Here is a 19,605-nt window from a genome sequence, read left to right as displayed (position 1 = left end):
CTAACTGTTGTCCTCATCGCGGATGACACTCGTCACCCGGGTCAGCGAGGGGCGCCGCGGTGCTGAGGAGAATCCGAAGGACACCGGCGGGGTCAGCGGGGCGAGGGTGCCGAGGGAGGCGCCGCGCCAGGTGCCGGTAGCCGCGACGAGCACGTGGAGGTCGTGGGCGGCGTACCACTCGACGCGTCCGTTGCCCGCGGTGCCGTGGGTGCGCACTCCTGGTTGCACTAGGCGTGCCGCTGGGTCGATGACGCGTGCCCAGGACTCGCTGTGGCGCAGTCGCGCAGGCACTGTGCGCAGCAGGCCGCCGAGGAGGCGCCGTCGTCCGATCTGCCAGTCGAGGGTGAGCGCTCGGTGCCGGACGGCCCAGAGCGCGTGATCGACGGTGACCGTCACGGGGGCGATGTCGATGGAGTCGAAGGTATAGGTTTCGGCGATGAAGTCCGCGATCTCGGTATCGGGGGCGAGCAGTGTCCGATGGCCGGAGGGTTCTTCGACCATCACGTCGCAGAAGCGGCCGAAGGGGGACTGGTCCCACACCCCCGCCACGATGCGTGTGCCCGACGTGGTGCCCATACCGGCGATATGACCGACGAATCGATGCTCCACGTCTCCAGTGTCCGGTGATGGGCGGAGTGCCGCTCGTCGAGGAAGGACCGGTGGTCTGGGCTTATCGCGAGCGGTAGTCGATGCGGGCTCGTCGGGGTCCTCGGCGGGGGACTCGCACATGGAGTGCCAGGAGGCGCACGGCGCGGTAGCGGTGGGGAGCGTAGGGCGCGAGGAGACGGGCGATCGTGGTGTCGTCATCGACGATGTGTCCCGCGAGGGCCGTGCCGACGAGGCGTCCGAGATGGTAGTCGCCCCAGGGCACGGCGTCAGGGTCGCCGTGGACTCTCGCGACCGTCTCGGCGATGGTCCAGCGGCCGACGCCGGGGATGGGGGAGAGCGCGGCAGGAAGCCGTGTGGCCGGTAGTTGCTGAAGGCGGTCTCCGACCCTGACTGCCGCTTGGACGGTGCGGTAGCGCTGTGGTCCCACGCCTGCCCGGTGCCATTCCCAGGCGGGGACCGCGGACCAACCGGCGGCGTCTGGTGGGGCGGTGAGCCCTGAGGGGGCCGGGCCTGGCGCGGGGCTTCCTGCGTAGCGGAGGATGCGGCCCCACGCATGGAACGCGTCGACCCCGAGTACCTTCTGCTCGATGATGGCGGGGACGAGCGCGTCGAGGACTCTGAACGTCCGGGGTAGGCGTAGCCCGGGTGTGCGATGGAGGAGCTCGGCCATGAACGGGTCTGCCGGGGTGAAGCTGTGCGGGTTGTCGGCGGCGCCCAGTAGGCCGGGTAGTCGGGCAGCGGCCCAGTCGGTGCCTGGACCCCATGCGTCGGCCTCCACGAGGCAGGGGGTGAGCTGGCGCAGCCGCAAGGTGGCGGGCCCATCTGGTGTGCGAACAGCGTTCCAGACAACGTCGTCACGGTATCGGAATGTCGGGTCGTAGGGGCCGCGTCGCAGGGGACTCAGGGAGCGGTGGAGGTCGTAGCGGCCGGGGAGCTCGATGCGCAGTGTCATGAGCGCCGGAGCCAGCGTCGACGCCGGGGTGGAGTGGAGGCCGCGTGGTCGCGACGTTGTGCGGCGATGCGTCGAGTTTCGGCGCGTTCACGCCAGCCGGCGACCTCGGCCTCGACATCGCGTAGGAGCGTGACGACAGGTGGCCCACCGAGAAGCTGGCGTCGGGCCTCGATGACGCGGGCGTTGAATGACGCGATCTCCTCGCGGACGCGTCGCTCCGAGGAGATGGTGTCGAGGAGCTCGTCCAAGGCTTCATCGTCCTTGCGAAGCTGCAGTGCCGGTGGAAGGACACCGCTGACTTGTTCGCGTTCGATGAGCTGTTTGACCCACCAGTCCGGGTCGTCACGAAGGAGCCGGTCGGGGAGAGGCTTGCCGGCGTAGGGGAGATCGTCGAATTCGCCGCGCTCCATCGCTGAGCGGATCTGCTGGTCGATCCATAGGGGTTGAGCTTCGAGGCGGCGCTCGCGGGCTGCTTCGTACGCGCTCTGCTCCGCTTGGGAGTTGGACCGTGCTTGCTCGCCCGACCGATAGCGCATCGTGCGCTGGCGACTGTCATCACGCGTCATCGAACCACCTCGCGTCCAGATTACGTCCGCGGTCACGCTTGGGTCGCCGTCGGTGGTGGCGTTTCCATTGTCGGGTTCTGGGTGTGCGGAATTCGGGGGTGCCGTCTCGTGGGTTTAGACGGCATTGGAGGTGTCCGGTGTGGATGTGTCGGTGATGTTCGGCGCAGATGGGGATGGCGTCTTTGACGGTTGGTGGTTCCTCCGTCTGCCCAGGTTCTGTCGCCATGATGGGCTTCACACTCCGTCGCGGCTATGCCCGTGGTGCGACGGCTCCATTCCGGGTGGGCGATCGCAGTCGGGTGCGGCGCAGCCGCCGTCGCGGTTGGCGATCGCGAACCGCTGATATCGGGTGAAGAGGCGTTCTTCGCGTCCGAGGTCGAGGGGAACCGATTCGCCGCCGAAGACTTGCGGGAGTAGCTTCGCGTCACATGCCAGCCGGCGGGTCTGTCCGGGCGAGAGGCGGGTGCCGTCGGTGGTGATGGTGCCGGGTGCGGCGTCCTCGATGCGGCCCTCCAAGTCCGCGAGGTTCATGTTGACGGTGACGAGGAGGTTGTTGCCGCCGTGGTTCGGGAGCCGGTCGGTGGGGACGCGTTCGATCAGTTCACAGAATCCCTGTCCGACCCGGGTGGTGTAGTCGTCGATCTCGCGTCCGAGCATGGACGCGCGCCTGGGTGAGGCGTACGCGTCGAGCACGGTCTTGAGCATGGCGGCCTGCGCGTCGGGGATGGTGAACCGGCCACTGGTGGTGCCGTCCCCGTTCGCCCACATGGACAGTCTCGTCTGTTCCCAGGCGTGTTGCTCCCGCTCCTGAAGCAAATCGGATTCGTGGCGGTCGACGGTGGTCTTGTCGGCCCACTGGTCCGCGATCCGATCCGCCCGCGCCCGCAGGTCCTTGGGCGTAAACCGGCGGGCGTCGGCGATCAGGGCCTGTTCGGCCAGGGCCCGCTGTTCGGGTGTGGTGTTGGTGGGGAGGTTGTTGAGTCCGTCGGTGATGATCCGGGCCTGATTCAACGTCAGATCACCGGAAGAGAGCGCCTGGTCAGTCAACGACTCCTCGGGAACATCTCTCGCTACTCCGAGGAGCCGGTTTCCGGCAGAACGGTCGTTGCCCAGATCCCTGCCGAGCAGGTCCCCGGTCGAAGTGGCGCCGTGGCGGCGGGCGAGGCGGCTGTCGTGGATCACCCGCGCCGCCCGCACCGTCAACGCGTCGAGCCGGTTCTTCACCCGACCGACCGCGGCACTCAATTGCTGGGCGTCGGCGGGAGTGAGTCCCGCGCGGACGAGGGGGTCGAGTCGGTCGATCACCCCCTGCAACGCGGCAAGCTCCGCACCCAGTGGTGTGGGTTCGTTGAGTACTGCGACCATCTCTGTTCACCCCCTGACAGTGAAACCTCTTGGTGTCGAACTGGTGTTCGATCTGGTTCCCACTTTAGGGCAACCTGCTGACACTTTCTGCGTCCATCCACACCCACCCCAAACGGGTCCCGTGAGTGATCGGGGCGTGGTAGAAAAGTGATGCTGAAACCGGTGAACGCCGGATGTTTGCCCAGGTCAGCAAGTGTGCTCCCCGCACGAGCGGGGATGATCCGCCCGCCGAACGGGCGTCCGCGACCCGCGCAATGTGCTCCCCGCACGAGCGGGGATGATCCCCCATCGTCGCCGTCGGCGGCGCGTTCTGGGCGGTGCTCCCCGCACGAGCGGGGATGATCCCCCACTCACCGGTCGCGAAACGCAGGGCGAGCGGTGCTCCCCGCACGAGCGGGGATGATCCCATGGGCTCCTCGGCCTGGCAGTGGCAGGACTACGTGCTCCCCGCACGAGCGGGGATGATCCGGAGAAAGAGCATGCACAGTAACGCGACCGTTCGTGCTCCCCGCACGAGCGGGGATGATCCCCTCCTCGTCGAAGCCAACTAGGCCCAGGCCCTGTGCTCCCCGCACGAGCGGGGATGATCCGCGCAAGGAGGTCGCGCACGTCGAGGAGATGGCGTGCTCCCCGCACGAGCGGGGATGATCCGGACAACATCACCCGGGTCAATGCCCACAGGTCGGTGCTCCCCGCACGAGCGGGGATGATCCGTGACCGCTTCGGCGTGGATATTGCCCTGCGGCGTGCTCCCCGCACGAGCGGGGATGATCCGCATGGCGACGATGACGATCGGTGAAGGCGCACGTGCTCCCCGCACGAGCGGGGATGATCCCCTCCCGGGCATCGTGGGCGGTGACGACCAGTGGTGCTCCCCGCACGAGCGGGGATGATCCCTTTCGGTCGGGGTGGATCTTGTCGAGGATGAAGTGCTCCCCGCACGAGCGGGGATGATCCCATCATCGAGACCAATCTCCAGCAGATGCGTCGGTGCTCCCCGCACGAGCGGGGATGATCCGTGTTGCCCAGGATTCTGGGTAGAACAACCATTGTGCTCCCCGCACGAGCGGGGATGATCCCACCGGCGTCATCGGCGCCCGCGAGGGTGACCGGGTGCTCCCCGCACGAGCGGGGATGATCCTGCCATCACCGAGAACGCCAAGGCCATCGTCGCCGTGCTCCCCGCACGAGCGGGGATGATCCCCCGCATGTGCGTCGGTGGCGGCCAGGGCAACCACAGAACCACATCTTTCGTCATGCGCGTCCGATCCGGCCCGGGGGAGGGGAGGTGAGTAGCGCCGAGCACCTACGATGTCGTGGTGACTGCAACCGTGCTTGCGGTGCTGGAGTTCTCGGGCATCTTCGTCTTCGCCATGACCGGTGCGCTCGTCGGGGTCCGGCGGGATTTCGACATCGTCGGCCTCGTGGTTCTTGCGATGATGACAGGACTCGGCGGAGGGGTTCTCCGCGATGTGTTGCTCGGCGTCAATCCTCCGGTCAATATCGGCAGCTGGGAACGTTTGTTGACGGCGACCCTCGCGGCCGCGCTCATCTTCTGGCAGCACGACCGGGTACTGCGTCGTGAGCGCGTCGTGATGTTGCTCGATGCCGTCGGTCTCGCGACTTTCTGCGTCACCGGCACGATTGCCGCGTTGAGTCACGACATCGCCCCCGCGACGGCGGTGTTGCTCGGGGTCCTCACCGCCGTGGGCGGCGGCATCGTCCGCGATGTGCTGTCAGGGCGTACGCCCGTCGTCTTCAGCGGCGAGCTGTATGCGATCCCGGCGATCATCGGGGCCGCACTGACGACCGCAGCCGAGGCCTTCGAGGCTGTGGGGATCGTCTACGTCGTACCCGCACTGATCTGTCTCGTCCTACGTCTGCTGTCGATGCGGCGAGGATGGTCGGCGCCGTACGCACGTCGACGATGACGCTCGGCCGATGGCAGGGGGGAGCGGCCGGTCGTAGCGTGGAGACATGGTCACCACAGCAGCCCTTCTGGACGATGCCTTCAACCGGATCGAGTCGACGTCGACCGAGGCCCTCGGCAATCTCTCGCGAGACGAGCTCGCGGAGCGTCCGGGTGGCAACAACTCGATCGCCTGGCTGGTCTGGCACTTGGCGCGGGTACAGGACGATCACATCGCCGATGCGTGCGACGGGGCTCAAGCATGGATCGTCGATGGATGGCATGAGCGCTTCGACCTTCCCGTGCCGGTCGAGGACACCGGTTATGGTCACAGCAGCGAGCAGGTCGACTCCGTGGTCGCCTCGGCCGATCTTCTGGCGGGCTACCTCCGGGCAGTGACCGAACGGACGCGACGCTACATCGCGACCTTGCGCGACGAGGACCTCGGTCGGATCGTGGACGAGCGCTGGGACCCGCCGGCCTCCCTTGCGGTCAGGCTGATCAGCGTCATCGCCGATGGTCTCCAGCACGCGGGCCAGGCGGCGTACGTGCGCGGCATCATCACGAACCGTGGTGGTCGTTGACGCTGCGGCACCTGGCGCGCCAGACGTCCCAGGCACCGGTCAGTCGGTCGTTCTCGCCGTCCCACCAGGGCTCGGTGACGACGCTGATGCCGGACGCGAGAGCTCCGCGCAACGCGGTGAGCAGTTGTCGTCCTTGTGCCAGCCCGTCGTCGGCCCTGCCATCCGTCGAAACCTCACGCGGAGGTCGTCGGGCGCTTCCAGGTCATCGAGCGCCACCGGTCTGCCGTCCGCCGACCACAGTGGTCCGGCCCGGTGGTCAGGCCAGAACTCCAGCGCCTCATGCAGCCGCGGTCTCACAAGCACATGGCCACGTCGACCGGGCTCACGCCCATTCACCCGCGATCCTTGGTGAACCGGGCCGCCGCCGATGGGGTAGTGCACCAGTTCTTCTCTGGTGCCCGTCCAGCGCAGGGTCGCGATCCGTGCAGCCGTCTAACAGACAGATGGGTTGACATAATATACATTATCGGCGCACGATATGCGTTGGCAGTTGCCGGAAGGACTACCTGAAATGGCCCTGTTTGGCCATGAGTGATCCCGGTGAGGACACCGTAGGTGGCGGTTAGTCTAAGGCCATGCTTCGGGACTCGCCATATTCTCCTGCCCATGAACGAAGGCGTTTCGCCGCTGATGTGATGCAGAAGGCGGTGGCGCAAGGCGGCTTGACTCTGGTCATCGAGGGCCTGGCCGGCATGGGCAAGACCTTTCTCCTGCGCGAGATCGGCGCTGCCGCCCGAGAGTCCAGCACGTGGGCCGCCTCCTTCGTCAACGCCGACGAGATTGAACAGGGCGAGTCCTACAGCTTCATCGAGCGCCTCGCCGCGAGTGGGCTCTTCGGGGACTGGGATTTCGAGCCCGACCACACCACGCAGCCGATTCCGGTGGCTCGCGAATGCCTGCGTCGCGTTCGTGAGAGCGAACTCGACGGCGCCGTGGTGCTCATCGACGATGCTCAATGGGTAGACAAGGAATCACAGCGCGTCCTGCGCTATGTCGTGCCGCGGATACGCCGGCGACACGTTCTGCTCGCGTGCGCTGTGCGGACCCCTCATGAGGAGGACTCCTTCGGCAAGGTCTTGACCGAGCTGGTCGCCGATAACTCCTATGACCTGGTGCAGCTGCTCGCTCCGTTGACGGTCGATCAGATCCGGGCCTTCGCCGCGGATCGTCTTGGTACCGGCGTGTCGGTGCGCACTGGTGAGCGGCTCCTCAAGGCCACGAGTGGTTCCTTCCTGAGGCTGGACGCCATCCTCAATCAGCTCACACCCGATGAAGTGTCTCGTATGCACCTGACCTGGGACCTTCCGATTCGTGCCGTCCACGAGGGCGAGAATCCGCTGCTTCACGCATTTCGGGCGCTCAGCGCGCCCGCACGGGCCACGACCGAGATCGTGTGTCTGGGCGGCCATGAGATGTCGCGGGCTGACCTCGCCGCAGTGGCCGCACTTCTCGGCGAGGAGATCGAGCTCGCCGAGCCAAGTGCCGCCGGGGTGCTCAGCGAGTCCGGCTTCGGTGCCACAGTGATCCCCCGCCACGCGCTCGTGGCGCAGGCCATCCGCGAAACCATCGAAGCCGATCGCATCCGCAGCGTCTCCCGGGCCTTGTCCACGATCACATCGGGCTACCGGTCAGTACGCCACGCCCTCGGAGGGTCCGCTGAATGGACCGACGAACTGGACAAGCAGGTGCGCTACTACGTCGCCGAGGCCCTCGACCGTGGCAGTTTCGACAACGCATCGGACGTACTACGCACCGTATTGAGCCTGGTCAGCGATCTGCCGGCGCGCCAGGAGCTCCTCACGAGCCTGGCCCTCGTGCACATCCGTGCCAAAACCGGCTACCTCATCTTGGACCTCGCCGAGGAATACGAGACGCTCCCCGATAGCGCCTTGCGGGAGTTCATCCTGATCGTGCTCGCGGCACACCAGGTGGGCCAGGAATTCCCTCGGAATCGTGTGATGGAACTGCTGGCCCGCCCGGCCGAGAATCCCGATGACCGGGTGATCTCCGCGTTTCTCTCCTTCTTCGTGGTCATCATGGCGATGCGCACGGAGGATCCGTCGGTGGTGCCCTTCCTGATCGACCACGCGCGGAAGCTCTTCGAACAGTGCCCCTCAGATCCCTCCGAGCTCTCCGATGCGCGTCTCGGCTGGATGGTCGCACCCGGCGAGTACCTCGTGCTGCTCGACGCCTACCGTGTGGTCCACGACCAGCGCATGCTCGCCTTCGAGGAGATGGCCGCGGCCCTGCCCGAATTGCATCAGCGTATCGAAGCACTGCCGGACGGGCCGATGAAAGTCGATGCTCTGGTCGCCGTCGCCGGCGCGGAGTTGGCCCTGGGACATTTCGAGGACGGACTACGGCTCGCCCGCTGGAGCGTCAAGCTACTGGACCGAGTCGCAGAGCCGTGGGCCGCGGGAACCACACGGCTGATCCTCGCCGATTGCCTCGTCATCCGCGGGGATTACGCCGAAGCGAGCGCACTGATCGACCTCTCCGAGGAGGTCGCCTTCGATGTACTGGATGTCGAGACCCGGCCAGCTTTCGCGGCCTTGCGCGGGTTCATCGCGGCGGTCCGGGGAAATGGTGATCCGGGGCGCCATCTCGAGCAAGCACGCCTGCAGTATCAGATCGCGTGGGAGGCCTACGGGGCGGACCTCGCGGTGCTCGCCGAGTGCGAGGCGGCCCGGGCGGCCGGTGACGCGGAAGCTGTGCTTGCGGCGAGCTCAGGGCCCTTCGTCGATCGGCTGAACAATACGCGCCGGGGCTTTCTGACCTATCGTGCCAATGCTCTCATCGAACTCGGCGAGCTCGACGAAGCGGCTGCGCTGATCGAAGACCTGGACCAGTGGCACGGGGTGCGTTGGCAGGAGTACTGGGGCTCGCTCGCCTGGCTCCGCGCCCGTCTCGCCCATGCCCGCGGCGACTCGACGATCGCTCGGCGCCAATACGATGTAGCGGTTGCCGCCGGTGGAATGGCACTACCGCGTGCGCTGACACTTGCTGATTTCGGCAGCTTCCTGATCGAGCAGGGTGCGACCGAGGACGGTCGGCGTGCCCTCACCCAAGCGGTGACGTTGCTTGAAGGTATCGGTGCGGGGGCCTATCTCGCGAGGATCCGTTGCGAACTCGATAGTTCTGAGGATAACCCGCGGCATCCGGGAGCCCACTTGCTCGCATCGCTCACCGAGCGCGAGCGCCAGATCGTCGATCAACTCGCCGATGGACGGTCGAACAATCAAATCGCCGAGTCGATGGTGATCTCGGTGGCCACCGTGCGCTCACATGTCTCGAATGTGCTCCGCAAGCTCCGGCTGACGTCACGTGGCGAGGTCGCTCGATTGCTGCGTGAAGCCGAACCCTCGGATTGACAGGAGCGGAATCCCGCGGGTTGTCAGCCGTCGACGGATGTCACGATGTCATGGAGCATCTCCAGGAGTTCGCCGCGACTGGAGGCCCCGAGTCGGTTGCGGATCCTTGCCACGTGATGCTCCACCGTTTTCGGTGAGATGAACAGCTGCTCGCCGATGGCCCGATACCCGTGCCCCTCCAGGACCAGACGTGCCACCTCGAGTTCGCGAGCCGTCAACATCGTAGCCCCCGGAGCGGTGGGTCGAGTCTGTTGATGACCCTTACTCACCTCACGGGCCAGCTGCATCATCGCCAGTGTCCCGTCCCGATCAGGATGCTGCAATGCTGCCTGACTCGCGAGCCGGGACGCATCCCACACCTGTCCGGCCGCGGCCAGCTCGCGGACGCTCAGCTCCACAGCGTCGAGGTCGCCTTCCCGCCGCAGGACATCCAGCCAGACGCGGCCGGCTCGAGCGAGGATCGCGGCATAGGAGCTGTACGAAGCCGCCGTCGCGAGCGCATTGGCGTGAGGCAGGAGAGCAGCCGGGTCTTCGCTCTGGAACGCCGCCTGAACCCCAGACCAGTGCAAGGGCACCGACCAGGAAGCGGGGTGTCCGAGGCCGTCGAGGATGGCAAGCGCTTCCGTGACCATAGGATCGAGACGGTCGCCATCGTGCAAGGGGGCCGCGACCACCATCATCTCCCCCAGCGGCAGCAGCTCGTACAAGCTCAGGTTGAAGCCGAGCGTGCGATCACGGAACTCACGCCAGGCCGTGCGAATCTCCTGCGGAGTGCTGCGACGCCGTGCCAACCCGGCCCGCAGGCCCCAGTAGAACACTTGCTCGCGATCCCCCAGCGTCTCCGCCGAACCGAGGGAATCGAGACGGCGATCCGTGGCCGTGAGTCTGCCTTGCACCATGTGGGCCCATGCAGCGAGCAGCAGATGACGCTGTCTTCCCGCTTCTCCCCCGAGCCGCGCGCGAAGTGCACGATCGAGGAGGACCTCTGCCGTGGCGGGTTCGCCTTGGCTCATCGCCACGATGGCCGCGAGGGCCGCCGGGGTATCGGGGAGAACCACATCCGAAGCGAATGGACTCAATGCCGAGAGTGATCGCGCCAGGCGGTCGACTGCGCCAGCGCCTTCGATGCTCTGGAGCAACCCGTCGGCGAGGTCGATGAGACCCGCGCCGTGGCTCGTGAGGGCGTCCTCACCCATCTCCTCGCGCCATCGGCGAGCGTCAGCGAGATCGCCTCTGCCCAGCGCAGTCAGGACTCCCCACGCGCCCTCATGGCTGATGGAACTCTCCCTCACGTGGCGGTAGAGAGCCGCCGCGCGCTCCAGCCGGGCACTCTGTACATGGGCCCCGGCGGCCAGCAACGCGGCGCTTCGTCGGGTCTCGGCCGAGTTCGCCGTGACCAAGCCCTCGGCGAGCAGCAGAACGAGGTCGGTGTGTCCACGCCGGGCCGCATCGGAGGCTCGCAGCAAGCAGACACCGTCGTCATCGTATCCGTGGGAATGCGCCAAGGATGTCAGCGCGCCGAGAACCACCCCTCCCTCCGGATGCTCGTTGACGGTCCGGACCGCGTGATGAAGCAATGCCGTGTCGCGACACCCGGATTCCACGAGTGCGAGCACCGTCGTCGGCCGCGGGAGTTCGGTTTCCAGCTCCGCCAGCACCAGCTCGTGGATCTCCTGTATTTCGGCGGGATCGGCCTCGGCGAGCAGGCGGGATGCCGCGGTGGTCCGCAATGTGCCTTCGTGCCGATGGACGATGCCATCGCCGATGAGTGCGTCGATCGCGCGACGAATCACCGTCTCCGGGTAGCCGAGCCGGCGGGCGATCTCCCCGGCATTCGCGGGACAGCTCACCGCGATGTGGAGCAGCAGTTTCCTGTGATCGGCATCCGAACCGCTCGGGACGCTGGGCGAAGAGACCTCGAGCTCGCCAAGGCTGTCTACAGTCATGATGTGAACTGCCGATCTCCGGTCGCCTGCACGCTGGCTTCGACAGGAACGAACTGGCCGGCCAACTGTTCGGGAGCGGATTCGTCCAGTGATCCCGGCGGTATCCTCAGGGCCCGCCGAGAGGCGACCGGCGACGCCTCTATCGCCGTGGGCGCTCCCCTTCGGCGCTTGCCGGTGGCACGAGAGCGACGCCGGGTCCACAATGAGGATCTCCGTCCCTCGCTCCCCCGCGCTGTGATGTTGTTCTCGGCGATCCGTCGGGCCCCGCGGGCCACGATGAATTCGGGCTCCTCCGTGACGATCACCTCGAGCCCGAGTCCGGCTGAAAGCCGTTGACTTACCATGGGCATCGCCGCGAGACCACCGACGATCATCACGGCCCCCACAGGGCCCGCGTATTGCGTGATCGCCGAGTCCGTCATCTGGATGACCGCCCGAATCCAAGGGTCAGCGAGCTCATCGAGCTCGCTGCGCACGAGCCGGAGTCGATGCACGGCCCCAGGGAGATCGATATGGGCTGACTCGACGGCGCTCGTCGACAGCGCCTCGCGGAGCTCACGGCACCGGTGCAGGGCCACACGCGCCGCGCCGATCGTGTCCGGACTTCCCACCTCGATCTCATCCCCCAGATCGACCAGCCCAGCCACGAGATGCCGCAGTATCGCGACATCGAGTCGGGTCCCACCCTCATCGTGGACGTATACGGGCGTTGCCCGAGCGACTGGCTGTTCGGGACAATGCTCGACGATGGCGACGCTGCTGTACTCCGCTCTCACGCTGAGGACGGCGACCGTCTCCGGGACGTCATGTCCCATAGCTCGGTGCTCTGCCACCGCTGCTTCCGCATCGTTGACCAGCGCGACGCGCACATCGCGTGCCGCGAGCGCGGCTCGGACCTGATCCAGAACGCGAGGAGTCCACCACGCAGGCACTGCCACAGCCGTAGGTGCCACGTCCCCGATGGGTCGTTGTCGAACTGCGTGGGCGACCAGATCCGCGAAGATCTCGGGGGCCGGTCGGAGTTCACATCCGTTCGTGTCGAGGCGGATGGCGGGACGATCATTGGCGACCCTCACCAGGAGATCCGGTGGCGCATCGGGGACGCCGTGAGCAAGAGTGCTGTAGTCACTGTGGGTGGCTTCGGTGGCACCTACGTCGATACCAATCATGTGAAGGCTCCCGGTCGCTTGGCGTGAACGTCGCGTTCGATACCCCCGTGCTCCGAACGTCATGGCACCACTGGGGTGCCGATCACCTCGATTCTAAAGGAGCCCCGGGCCCCCCGATAGGGGTTCGACACCCGGTACACGATGCCCGATCCCCTAATCCATCCCCTCATTCACCTCCGCTGGAATCCCGCCGGCTCACAGGGGTGAGGGCAGAAAACAGGGGGTTGTTCCCCGTTGGTCCGGGTGAACGGTCCGACATAGCGTCACAGTGGCTCGGTCGATTTCGCGGCGAGCTGTGATCTTAGAGGAGTTCTGATGGAAGTGACCGCCAGCAATCTGCTGAGCTTTATTCTCGATCTGCTGGGAGACTCGTCCAAGGCAGATGCGTTCGCCGATGACCCGTCTGGTGCCCTTGCCGCAGCCGGTCTCGGTGGTATCTCCTGCGCAGACGTCGACGCTCTGACGCCCCTGATCGCCAATGCCGTGCCGGGTGCGATGGCCGTCGCCGTGGGCGGCGGGGGTGCTGGCACCCCGGGTGAGATGATCAACTACCTGGTCAAGAATGTCGCCATCGGAAGCTACGGTGGCACCCACTTCGACCAGAACATCTGGGCGGAAGGCGATGTGCGTCAAGCCTTCGCCAGCGAAGGTGGTCTGGCCGTCGGCGGAGAGTTCCTCCCGGAGGATCCAGTAGTGATCGGACACGGCAATACCGTTGCCTCCGACACCGCTCAGGCCGCCGGACGGGACATCATCCAGAACGGTGACGGCAAGCTGACCTTGGGTGGCGACCAGATCAATAACGAGGCTGAGAACACCGGCAACACCGTCGGTGGAAATCAGAACAATGCCGAGAACACCGGTAACGACAACTCGACCACCGTCGGTGGCAACCAGAACAATGCCGAGAACACCGGTAACGACAACTCGGATCACTCGGTGAACGACTCGGGCAACACCACGATCACCGACTCCGGCAACAGCGTGGACAACTCGGTGGGTGGCGACTACTGGGAGGATGGCTCGAATGTCGGTGGCATCGGCAACGACAACTCCGACAACTCCGACAACTCCCTCACCATCGGCGACATCGATCTCTCCGATAACTCGGTGAACGACTCGGGTAATGTCTCTGATTCGGGGAACACGACGGTCACCGACTCGGGCAACACCACCGACTCGGGCAACACGGTCGACAACTCGGTGGGTGGCGACTACTGGGAGGATGGCTCGAATGTCGGCGGCATCGGCAATACCGATGACAACTCCCTCACCATCGGCGACATCGATCTGTCCGATAACTCGGTGAACGACTCGGGCAACACCACGATCACCGATTCCGGCAACACGGATGATAACTCGCTCACCATCGGCGACATCGATCTGTCCGATAATTCGATCACCGACTCGGGCAACACCGATGACAATTCGCTCACTATCGGCGATATCGCGGTCGATCTGTCCGATAACTCGGTGAACGACTCGGGCAACATCACCGACTCGGGTAACACCGATGACAATTCGCTCACTATCGGCGATATCGCGGTCGATCTGTCCGATAACTCGGTCAACGACTCGGGTAACACCACGGTGAACGACTCGGGTAATACGACGGTGAACGATTCGGGTAACACGACGGTCACCGACTCGGGTAACACCGATGACAATTCGCTCACCATCGGCGATATCGCGGTCGACCTGTCCGAGGACAACTCGGTCGGTGGCGACTACTGGGAAGACGGCTCTAACGTCGGCGGCATCGGCAATACCGATAGCCGCAACTCCGGTAACACGACAGACTCGGGCAACACCGTCGCGATCTCTGATTCGCTCAATAACGACAACTCCATCAGCGTCGGTACCCTCGCGGTCGACCTGTCCGAGGACAACTCGGTCGGTGGCGACTACTGGGAAGACGGCTCTAACGCCGGCGGCATCGGCAATACGACGGTCGAGGATAACTCGGTGGACGTCGGCGGCGTCGACTTGTCGCAGGACAACTCGGTGGACGTCGGCGGCGTCGACCTGTCGCAGGATAACTCGGTGGACGTCGGCGGCGTCGACCTGTCGCAGGACAACTCGGTCGGTGGGAACGTCTATGAGCCGGGTGGTGGCAGCTCCTACGGAGGCGACTACTACGAGCAGGGCGCGGTCGAGTCCGTCGGAGGCGACTTCTACGAGAGCGGCGGTGGCAGCTCCTACGGAGGCGACTACTACGAGGAAGGCTCGGGCAATACGTACTCGCCGTCGACCGAGTTCAGCCCCGAAACGACGTACACCAACGATTTCGATTACAACGCGGGCTGACCCCGGGGCCAGTCTCCGGCCGCTGCGAGTTCTGCTCGCAGCGGTCGGTGGGTGGCCCCGGTGTCAGCTTCCCCCAGCCTCCAGAGGAGCCATCGTGACATCGTCCCTCTCCACCAGCACCTCGGTCGGACTTGACGAGATCGTCGAGCGTCTTCGATCGGTTACCGTGTCCCACGGTCGTCCAGAGCTCACTGGCCGAATGGACGATGTCCAAGCGCTGCTGGCCGATACCAGCGTCCAGGTGGTCGTCGTCGGGCAGTTCAAACAGGGCAAGAGCGCCTTGGTCAACGCCCTCGTCGACGCACCGGTGTGCCCGGTCGATGATGTCGTGGCGACCGCAGTTCCCACAGCTGTCAGCTGGGGGGATCAACCGAGTGCGGTGCTGGTCACGGAGTTCGCACAGGAGGAGACCTCCATCCGGACATCGATCGACCCTCGACAGCTGCGCCGGCACGTCACCGAGCTGGCGGGTGAGACCGGTTTCGCCGGTTCGCTCCACGCCGAGGTCCGTTTGCCGCGCGCCTTTCTGGCCGATGGCCTCACCCTGGTGGACACTCCAGGCGTCGGCCGCGCGCAAGCCCAGGTGTCAACCAATCTCACGCTGCTCCCCCACGCCGATGCGGCCATCATGCTCTCGGACGCTACCCAGGAACTCACCCAGCCCGAGATGGGATTCCTCCGCCAGGCGGTGGCCTTGTGTCCACGTGTCACCTGCGTCGTCAGTAAGATCGATCTCCAGCACCAGTGGCGCGCGATCGTCGAGGCGAATCTCGAGCACCTGGCCGCTGCCGATATCGATGTGCCGCTCCTCGCGACGTCGGCGCTCTTGCACGATCTCGCCGGTCGCGAACACGACGACGCGCTCGCCGATGAAGCACGCGTGACCGCACTGGGAACGCACCTGCGTGAGGTCGTCCGAGAGGACGTATTGGCCGAACGTCGTCGCTCGGCAGTCGACGATATCCTGGCGGTCTGTGAGCACCTGATGATGGTGCTGCAGGCCGAGTTGCGCGCGCTCGGAGCAACCTCGGGAGGCGCGGAGGTGGTGCGCGAGCTCGAAGATGTGCGCGACCTCGCCAATCAGCTCACACGCCGATCGGCCCGTTGGCAGCAGACCCTCTCCGATGGTGCGGCCGAACTGGTCTCGGACATCGAGTTCGATCTGCGTGACCGGCTGCGTGCCGTCGGGCGCGAGGCCGAGAAGCTCATTGATGACTGCGACCCTGGTGAGGTCTGGGATGACATCGGCTCGTGGCTAGCCGAGTCGGTGACCCAAGCGGTTTCGGACAACTTCGTCTGGGCCCACCAGCGCAGCGAGCATCTGGCCGAGGTGGTCGCCCGGCACTTCTCCCTCGATGGCCGGGCGGCGGTCCCCGAGCTCGCCCTCGACGGCACTGAGCAAGCGCTCCGAGCGATCGGTGGGTTGGAGGTGGTGCGCTCCGGACGTCTCTCACTCGGCCAGAAGGTGATGGTCGGTATGAAGGGCTCCTACGGGGGAATCCTCATGTTCGGCCTGATGACCAGCCTTGCCGGAATGGCCCTCGTGAATCCATTGTCGGTAGCGGCCGGACTCGTCATGGGCGGGTTCGCCTATCGACAGGATGCCCAACAGCGCTTGGAGCAGCGGCGCAATGAAGCGAAGCACGCGGTGCGGCGACTCATCGACGAATCGATCTTCCAGGTGGGCAAGGAGTCCCGTGACCGGATGGGAAGAGTCAAGCGGGTCCTCCGTGATCATTTCTCCGCAATCGCTGAGGACCTGAAAAGATCCCTCGCCGAATCGGTACGTGCAGCGAAGGACGGTACGGCGCTTCCGACCGATGAGCGCTCCCGCCGCGCGATTCTCCTGTCGCGGGAGCTGCGGGAGATTCGCCAGCTCTGCGAACGGGCCTCCGCTTTCACGACGACGCCGCCGACGGGTCGGGAGTTGACGCCAGCATGAGAGGACCTTTGGACTCGGCACGAGCTCTCGTTAGCGCTGCGCGCCGGCTCTACCCGCTCGACTCTCCCATTGCAGCCCAGCTCGGTGAACTGGATCGGCGCCTGGAGGGCCCCCTGCGCATCGCCCTTGTCGGCTCGGTCAAAGCCGGCAAGTCGACGCTTCTCAACGGACTGTTGGGAGAGCGGATCGCGCCCACCGATGCGCGGGAGTGTACGCGTATCGTGACTCGCTACCACTACGGAGCCACGCCCTCCGTTCGAGCGGTACTCGCCGATGGAACGCCGGCGCTGCTGCCGGCACGACGCCAGGAAGACCGTCTGGAGCTGGCCCTGCACGGGTTGTCGCCCGCGGAGTTCGAGCGCCTGGATGTGAGCTGGCCGGCACCCGGCGTGCGGGGACTCACCTTCGTCGACACTCCCGGAACGATCTCGGTGACCCAGGAGGCGTCCGATCAGACCGATCGTTTCCTCCTACCAGAGGAGGGTGCGGCGGGTGCTGATGCGGTCATCTACCTGCTCCGCTCGCTGCACGAGTCCGATGTGCAGTTCCTGCGCGCGCTGCACGAACGGACGCGTCATGGCAACGCGGCGATCGGTGCCATCGCGGTGCTGTCCCGTGCCGATGAGCTCGGCGGGGGACGCCTGACCGCCATGGTCTCGATCAATGAGGCGGTCGAGAGACTGCGCCAGCATTCGGCCCTACAGGGAGTGTGCGAGACGATAGTTCCGGTTGCCGGACTGCTGGGCGCCGGTGCCAGTACCCTGCGCCAAGCGGACTTCAGCGTCTTCCGGAATCTGGCTGCACGCGACCCGGAGGAGACTCGGCAGCTGATGGTCAGTGTGGAGCGTTTCCTGGCGACGAGGGATGAGGATCTTCCCAGCGAGCGCGTGCGAGCCGATCTGGTGGACCGCTTCGGGATGTATGGCATCCGTCTCGCCCTCGCGACCGTGCGGGGTGGGATCGACGATGCCGAACAGCTCTCGAGGGAACTGCTCCGGCGAAGCGGGTTGGAGGAGCTTCGGCGTGTGGTCGACGTGCACTTCGTTCAACGACAGTCCGAATTGAAGGCGCACTCGATCGTCCTCGCGGTTCACCGACTCTTGCGGGCCCACCCCGTGCAGGGGTCCGACGAGGTCGTGGTGATGGCCGATGAGCATATGGCCGGAGCACATACCTTCGCCGAGACCCGCTTGCTCGGACGTATCGCCGCCCGGCGGTTGAGTCTGTCGCCGACGCTCCTCAGTGAGCTGGAGCGGTTGGTGGGTGGGCGCGGTGCGAGTCCTGAGGACCGATTGGGTGTGGAACGTGACGGAGCCTCCGCCGAGGAGCTGGTGGAGAGTGCGGCGCGGCATCTCGGCCGATGGCGAGAACTGACTCGCAATCCGCTGCTCGATGACGAGACCTATCGAGCAGCCAAGATCGCCGAGCGTAGCTGCGAGTCGCTCGTCGTGACGCTGATGGGTCGCGAGCAGCGGACGGCGATCAACTTCGGTTGATGGGCGGATCGGTGTCCGCGCCCTCGCCCGGTCGCTGGCCTTCGGGGGCGATGTCCAGCCCATCCTCGGGCCGAAGGAGGGGAAGAGGGCCGCGACGGTCCGGCTGACGCCACCATCGCGTGACCGCGGGAGTGCAGATCAGGATCATCGCGACGAGGAGGCTGGCGACGGCCAGACCGCTCAGCGCTGTGTCGTAGGCTCCGAACGATCGGACGGAAGGGCCCACCGCGGCGACGGGCAGGTAGAGGACGAGCACGGTGATGAAGAGCACGCGTGCCGTGGTGTTCCGCCGCTTCGCTACCGAAACGATGGCGAGGACCTGCATGACGGTCAGCAGCAGACCGAGTCCGGCGACCGCCCCGATGAGAACGCGCACTGCGCGGCGGATCTCCGATGCGGTGTAGTCCTCCTCGAGATCGGAGGGAAGGGCCGCGGTCACTGCCTCGCGTACCTCGCCGAGGCGCAGCCCGGCCAGGACCGTCAGTCCGACGAAGATCACCGCGGCGACGAATACGAGCCACATCGCTATGGCGACGCGCCGGGGTCGCTCGATAGGCGGCTCCGGTGCGAAATCGGTGGCGACGGACGGTCGAGGTGGCGCATCTCGGCGGTCGACGTCCCACGAGGGCCCGGTGTCCGGTTCGCTCATCGTGCCGCCTCGATCGCGAACTGAAGTTCCTCCGGGCCAGGGATCGACTCGGCACCGTCGGTGCTTCTGACGACATCCATGCCACCGATCCGCACCGTGGGTGTCGTGGTGACGTCAGCGGCACGTCCCGCTTCGAGGGCGCGCTCCACCCACGGCGCGAAGGTGCGTTCTTCGATGCACGCGGCGATATCGTCAGCCCCTGCCTGTGTGGCGAAGTCGAGGAGCTGATCATCGCTCAACCCGGGCCCGCCCTCGGCCGGCTGATGCTGGAGCAGTAGATCGTGCATCGCCGCATAGGCGACGACGCCGGCATCATCGGCGACGCATGCCGCCGCATTCGCCGCTCGCTGGGCGTATTCGTCAGTCGACGCCTCCAGAAGGAAGGTGAACGGCTGATAGGTGAGGCTGATAGTGCCGGAGGCCACCTGCTCGGCGAGGAATGCTCCCGATTCCTCATGGAAGGCCTTACAGGAGGGGCACAGGAAGTCCTCGAAGACCTGCACATTCACCGGCGGTACGTCGCCGGTGTCGGTTCCCGTCACGAGGTCGGGGGTGAGCATGAAGCCGTAATCATCGGTAGCGTGCTCCGGGACCGCGATATCTCCCTGCTCGTCTGCAGTTCCACGGAGCTGCAGCCATCCGAAAACCGTCAAGCAGAGGAGAACGGTGGACACGATCGACACGGTTGCTATCGAACGCCGGCGCCGTGCGCGACGCGCATGGTCCCCGCGGATGCGATC

The 19,605-nt window shown here is 65.9% G+C and carries 14 protein-coding genes and 1 CRISPR repeat array; of the genes, 6 read left to right on the top strand and 8 right to left on the bottom strand.

Annotated features, from left to right (window positions below; all coding sequences use genetic code 11):
- The 4 genes from BHE97_RS13575 to BHE97_RS13560 all read right to left on the bottom strand — a co-directional run bounded on the left by BHE97_RS13575 (position 1) and on the right by BHE97_RS13560 (position 3,492).
- Entirely contained in the window at positions 1–609 is a 609-nt protein-coding gene (locus tag BHE97_RS13575) for a hypothetical protein (RefSeq protein ID WP_201791444.1), read from the bottom strand.
- A gap of 61 nt (positions 610–670) precedes the next feature.
- Positions 671–1,561 carry a hypothetical protein gene (locus BHE97_RS13570; RefSeq protein WP_087624583.1) on the bottom strand — a complete coding sequence of 297 codons (891 nt, stop codon included), beginning with the start codon at positions 1,559–1,561 and terminating at the stop codon, positions 671–673.
- The gene (locus BHE97_RS13565) at positions 1,558–2,127 is read right to left on the bottom strand and encodes a DUF1992 domain-containing protein (protein ID WP_087624582.1); all 570 of its coding nucleotides are present in this window, start codon (positions 2,125–2,127) and stop codon (positions 1,558–1,560) included. The genes BHE97_RS13570 and BHE97_RS13565 overlap by 4 nt, the downstream gene beginning before the upstream one ends.
- A 234-nt stretch (positions 2,128–2,361) precedes the next feature.
- The gene (locus BHE97_RS13560; RefSeq protein ID WP_087624581.1) at positions 2,362–3,492 is read right to left on the bottom strand and encodes a DUF222 domain-containing protein; all 1,131 of its coding nucleotides are present in this window, start codon (positions 3,490–3,492) and stop codon (positions 2,362–2,364) included.
- Positions 3,493–3,687: 195 nt separating this feature from the next.
- A CRISPR array of direct repeats spans positions 3,688–4,695; the repeat unit is 28 nt; unit sequence GTGCTCCCCGCACGAGCGGGGATGATCC.
- A gap of 116 nt (positions 4,696–4,811) precedes the next feature.
- Here BHE97_RS13560 and BHE97_RS13555 point away from each other — a divergent pair.
- The 3 genes from BHE97_RS13555 (at position 4,812) to BHE97_RS13545 (ending at position 9,356) form a co-directional block, all read left to right on the top strand.
- Positions 4,812–5,423, top strand: coding sequence for a trimeric intracellular cation channel family protein (locus BHE97_RS13555; RefSeq protein WP_236757687.1), 612 nt, complete (start codon positions 4,812–4,814; stop codon positions 5,421–5,423).
- A gap of 46 nt (positions 5,424–5,469) precedes the next feature.
- Positions 5,470–5,985: a DUF664 domain-containing protein gene (locus BHE97_RS13550; protein WP_087624580.1), complete on the top strand. Its 516-nt coding sequence runs from the start codon at positions 5,470–5,472 to the stop codon at positions 5,983–5,985.
- 575 nt (positions 5,986–6,560) lie between these two features.
- A complete protein-coding gene (locus BHE97_RS13545; RefSeq protein ID WP_087624579.1) occupies positions 6,561–9,356 on the top strand; it encodes a LuxR family transcriptional regulator in 2,796 nt (931 codons plus the stop codon).
- 23 nt (positions 9,357–9,379) lie between these two features.
- Here BHE97_RS13545 and BHE97_RS13540 read toward each other — a convergent pair whose 3' ends face one another.
- Positions 9,380–11,302 carry a helix-turn-helix transcriptional regulator gene (locus tag BHE97_RS13540; RefSeq protein WP_087624578.1) on the bottom strand — a complete coding sequence of 641 codons (1,923 nt, stop codon included), beginning with the start codon at positions 11,300–11,302 and terminating at the stop codon, positions 9,380–9,382.
- Positions 11,299–12,471: an Hsp70 family protein gene (locus BHE97_RS13535; RefSeq protein ID WP_170931427.1), complete on the bottom strand. Its 1,173-nt coding sequence runs from the start codon at positions 12,469–12,471 to the stop codon at positions 11,299–11,301. The genes BHE97_RS13540 and BHE97_RS13535 overlap by 4 nt, the downstream gene beginning before the upstream one ends.
- 315 nt (positions 12,472–12,786) lie before the next feature.
- Here BHE97_RS13535 and BHE97_RS20160 point away from each other — a divergent pair, with 315 nt between their 5' ends.
- The 3 genes from BHE97_RS20160 to BHE97_RS13520 all read left to right on the top strand — a co-directional run bounded on the left by BHE97_RS20160 (position 12,787) and on the right by BHE97_RS13520 (position 18,216).
- Positions 12,787–14,778 (top strand): IniB N-terminal domain-containing protein, encoded by a 1,992-nt coding sequence (locus tag BHE97_RS20160; protein ID WP_170931426.1) that lies wholly within the window; start codon positions 12,787–12,789, stop codon positions 14,776–14,778.
- 94 nt (positions 14,779–14,872) lie between these two features.
- Positions 14,873–16,720, top strand: coding sequence for a dynamin family protein (locus BHE97_RS13525; protein WP_170931425.1), 1,848 nt, complete (start codon positions 14,873–14,875; stop codon positions 16,718–16,720).
- Positions 16,717–18,216, top strand: a complete 1,500-nt coding sequence (locus BHE97_RS13520) for a dynamin family protein (RefSeq protein ID WP_087624575.1) — start codon at positions 16,717–16,719, stop codon at positions 18,214–18,216. The genes BHE97_RS13525 and BHE97_RS13520 overlap by 4 nt, the downstream gene beginning before the upstream one ends.
- Here BHE97_RS13520 and BHE97_RS13515 read toward each other — a convergent pair.
- Entirely contained in the window at positions 18,203–18,865 is a 663-nt protein-coding gene (locus BHE97_RS13515; protein WP_087624574.1) for a hypothetical protein, read from the bottom strand. The genes BHE97_RS13520 and BHE97_RS13515 overlap by 14 nt on opposite strands.
- The gene (locus BHE97_RS13510; RefSeq protein WP_170931424.1) at positions 18,862–19,539 is read right to left on the bottom strand and encodes a thioredoxin domain-containing protein; all 678 of its coding nucleotides are present in this window, start codon (positions 19,537–19,539) and stop codon (positions 18,862–18,864) included. The genes BHE97_RS13515 and BHE97_RS13510 overlap by 4 nt, the downstream gene beginning before the upstream one ends.
- Positions 19,540–19,605: the final 66 nt, after the last annotated feature.

Source organism: Aeromicrobium sp. PE09-221 (assembly GCF_002174305.1).
Taxonomy (GTDB): Bacteria; Actinomycetota; Actinomycetes; order Propionibacteriales; family Nocardioidaceae; genus Aeromicrobium.
Note: the sequence above shows the minus strand (reverse complement) of the source record. Positions and strands in the feature narration are given on the sequence as shown.

Bases quoted from the DNA above. Each gene is read 5' to 3' on its own strand.
- BHE97_RS13545 (WP_087624579.1), top strand. From the start codon at position 6,561: ATGCTTCGGGACTCGCCATATTCTCCTGCCCATGAACGAAGGCGTTTC.
- BHE97_RS13565 (WP_087624582.1), bottom strand. From the start codon at position 2,127: ATGACGCGTGATGACAGTCGCCAGCGCACGATGCGCTATCGGTCGGGC.
- BHE97_RS13535 (WP_170931427.1), bottom strand. From the start codon at position 12,471: ATGATTGGTATCGACGTAGGTGCCACCGAAGCCACCCACAGTGACTAC.
- BHE97_RS13520 (WP_087624575.1), top strand. From the start codon at position 16,717: ATGAGAGGACCTTTGGACTCGGCACGAGCTCTCGTTAGCGCTGCGCGC.
- BHE97_RS13550 (WP_087624580.1), top strand. From the start codon at position 5,470: ATGGTCACCACAGCAGCCCTTCTGGACGATGCCTTCAACCGGATCGAG.
- BHE97_RS13560 (WP_087624581.1), bottom strand. From the start codon at position 3,492: ATGGTCGCAGTACTCAACGAACCCACACCACTGGGTGCGGAGCTTGCC.
- BHE97_RS13540 (WP_087624578.1), bottom strand. From the start codon at position 11,302: ATGACTGTAGACAGCCTTGGCGAGCTCGAGGTCTCTTCGCCCAGCGTC.
- BHE97_RS20160 (WP_170931426.1), top strand. From the start codon at position 12,787: ATGGAAGTGACCGCCAGCAATCTGCTGAGCTTTATTCTCGATCTGCTG.
- BHE97_RS13570 (WP_087624583.1), bottom strand. From the start codon at position 1,561: ATGACACTGCGCATCGAGCTCCCCGGCCGCTACGACCTCCACCGCTCC.
- BHE97_RS13515 (WP_087624574.1), bottom strand. From the start codon at position 18,865: ATGAGCGAACCGGACACCGGGCCCTCGTGGGACGTCGACCGCCGAGAT.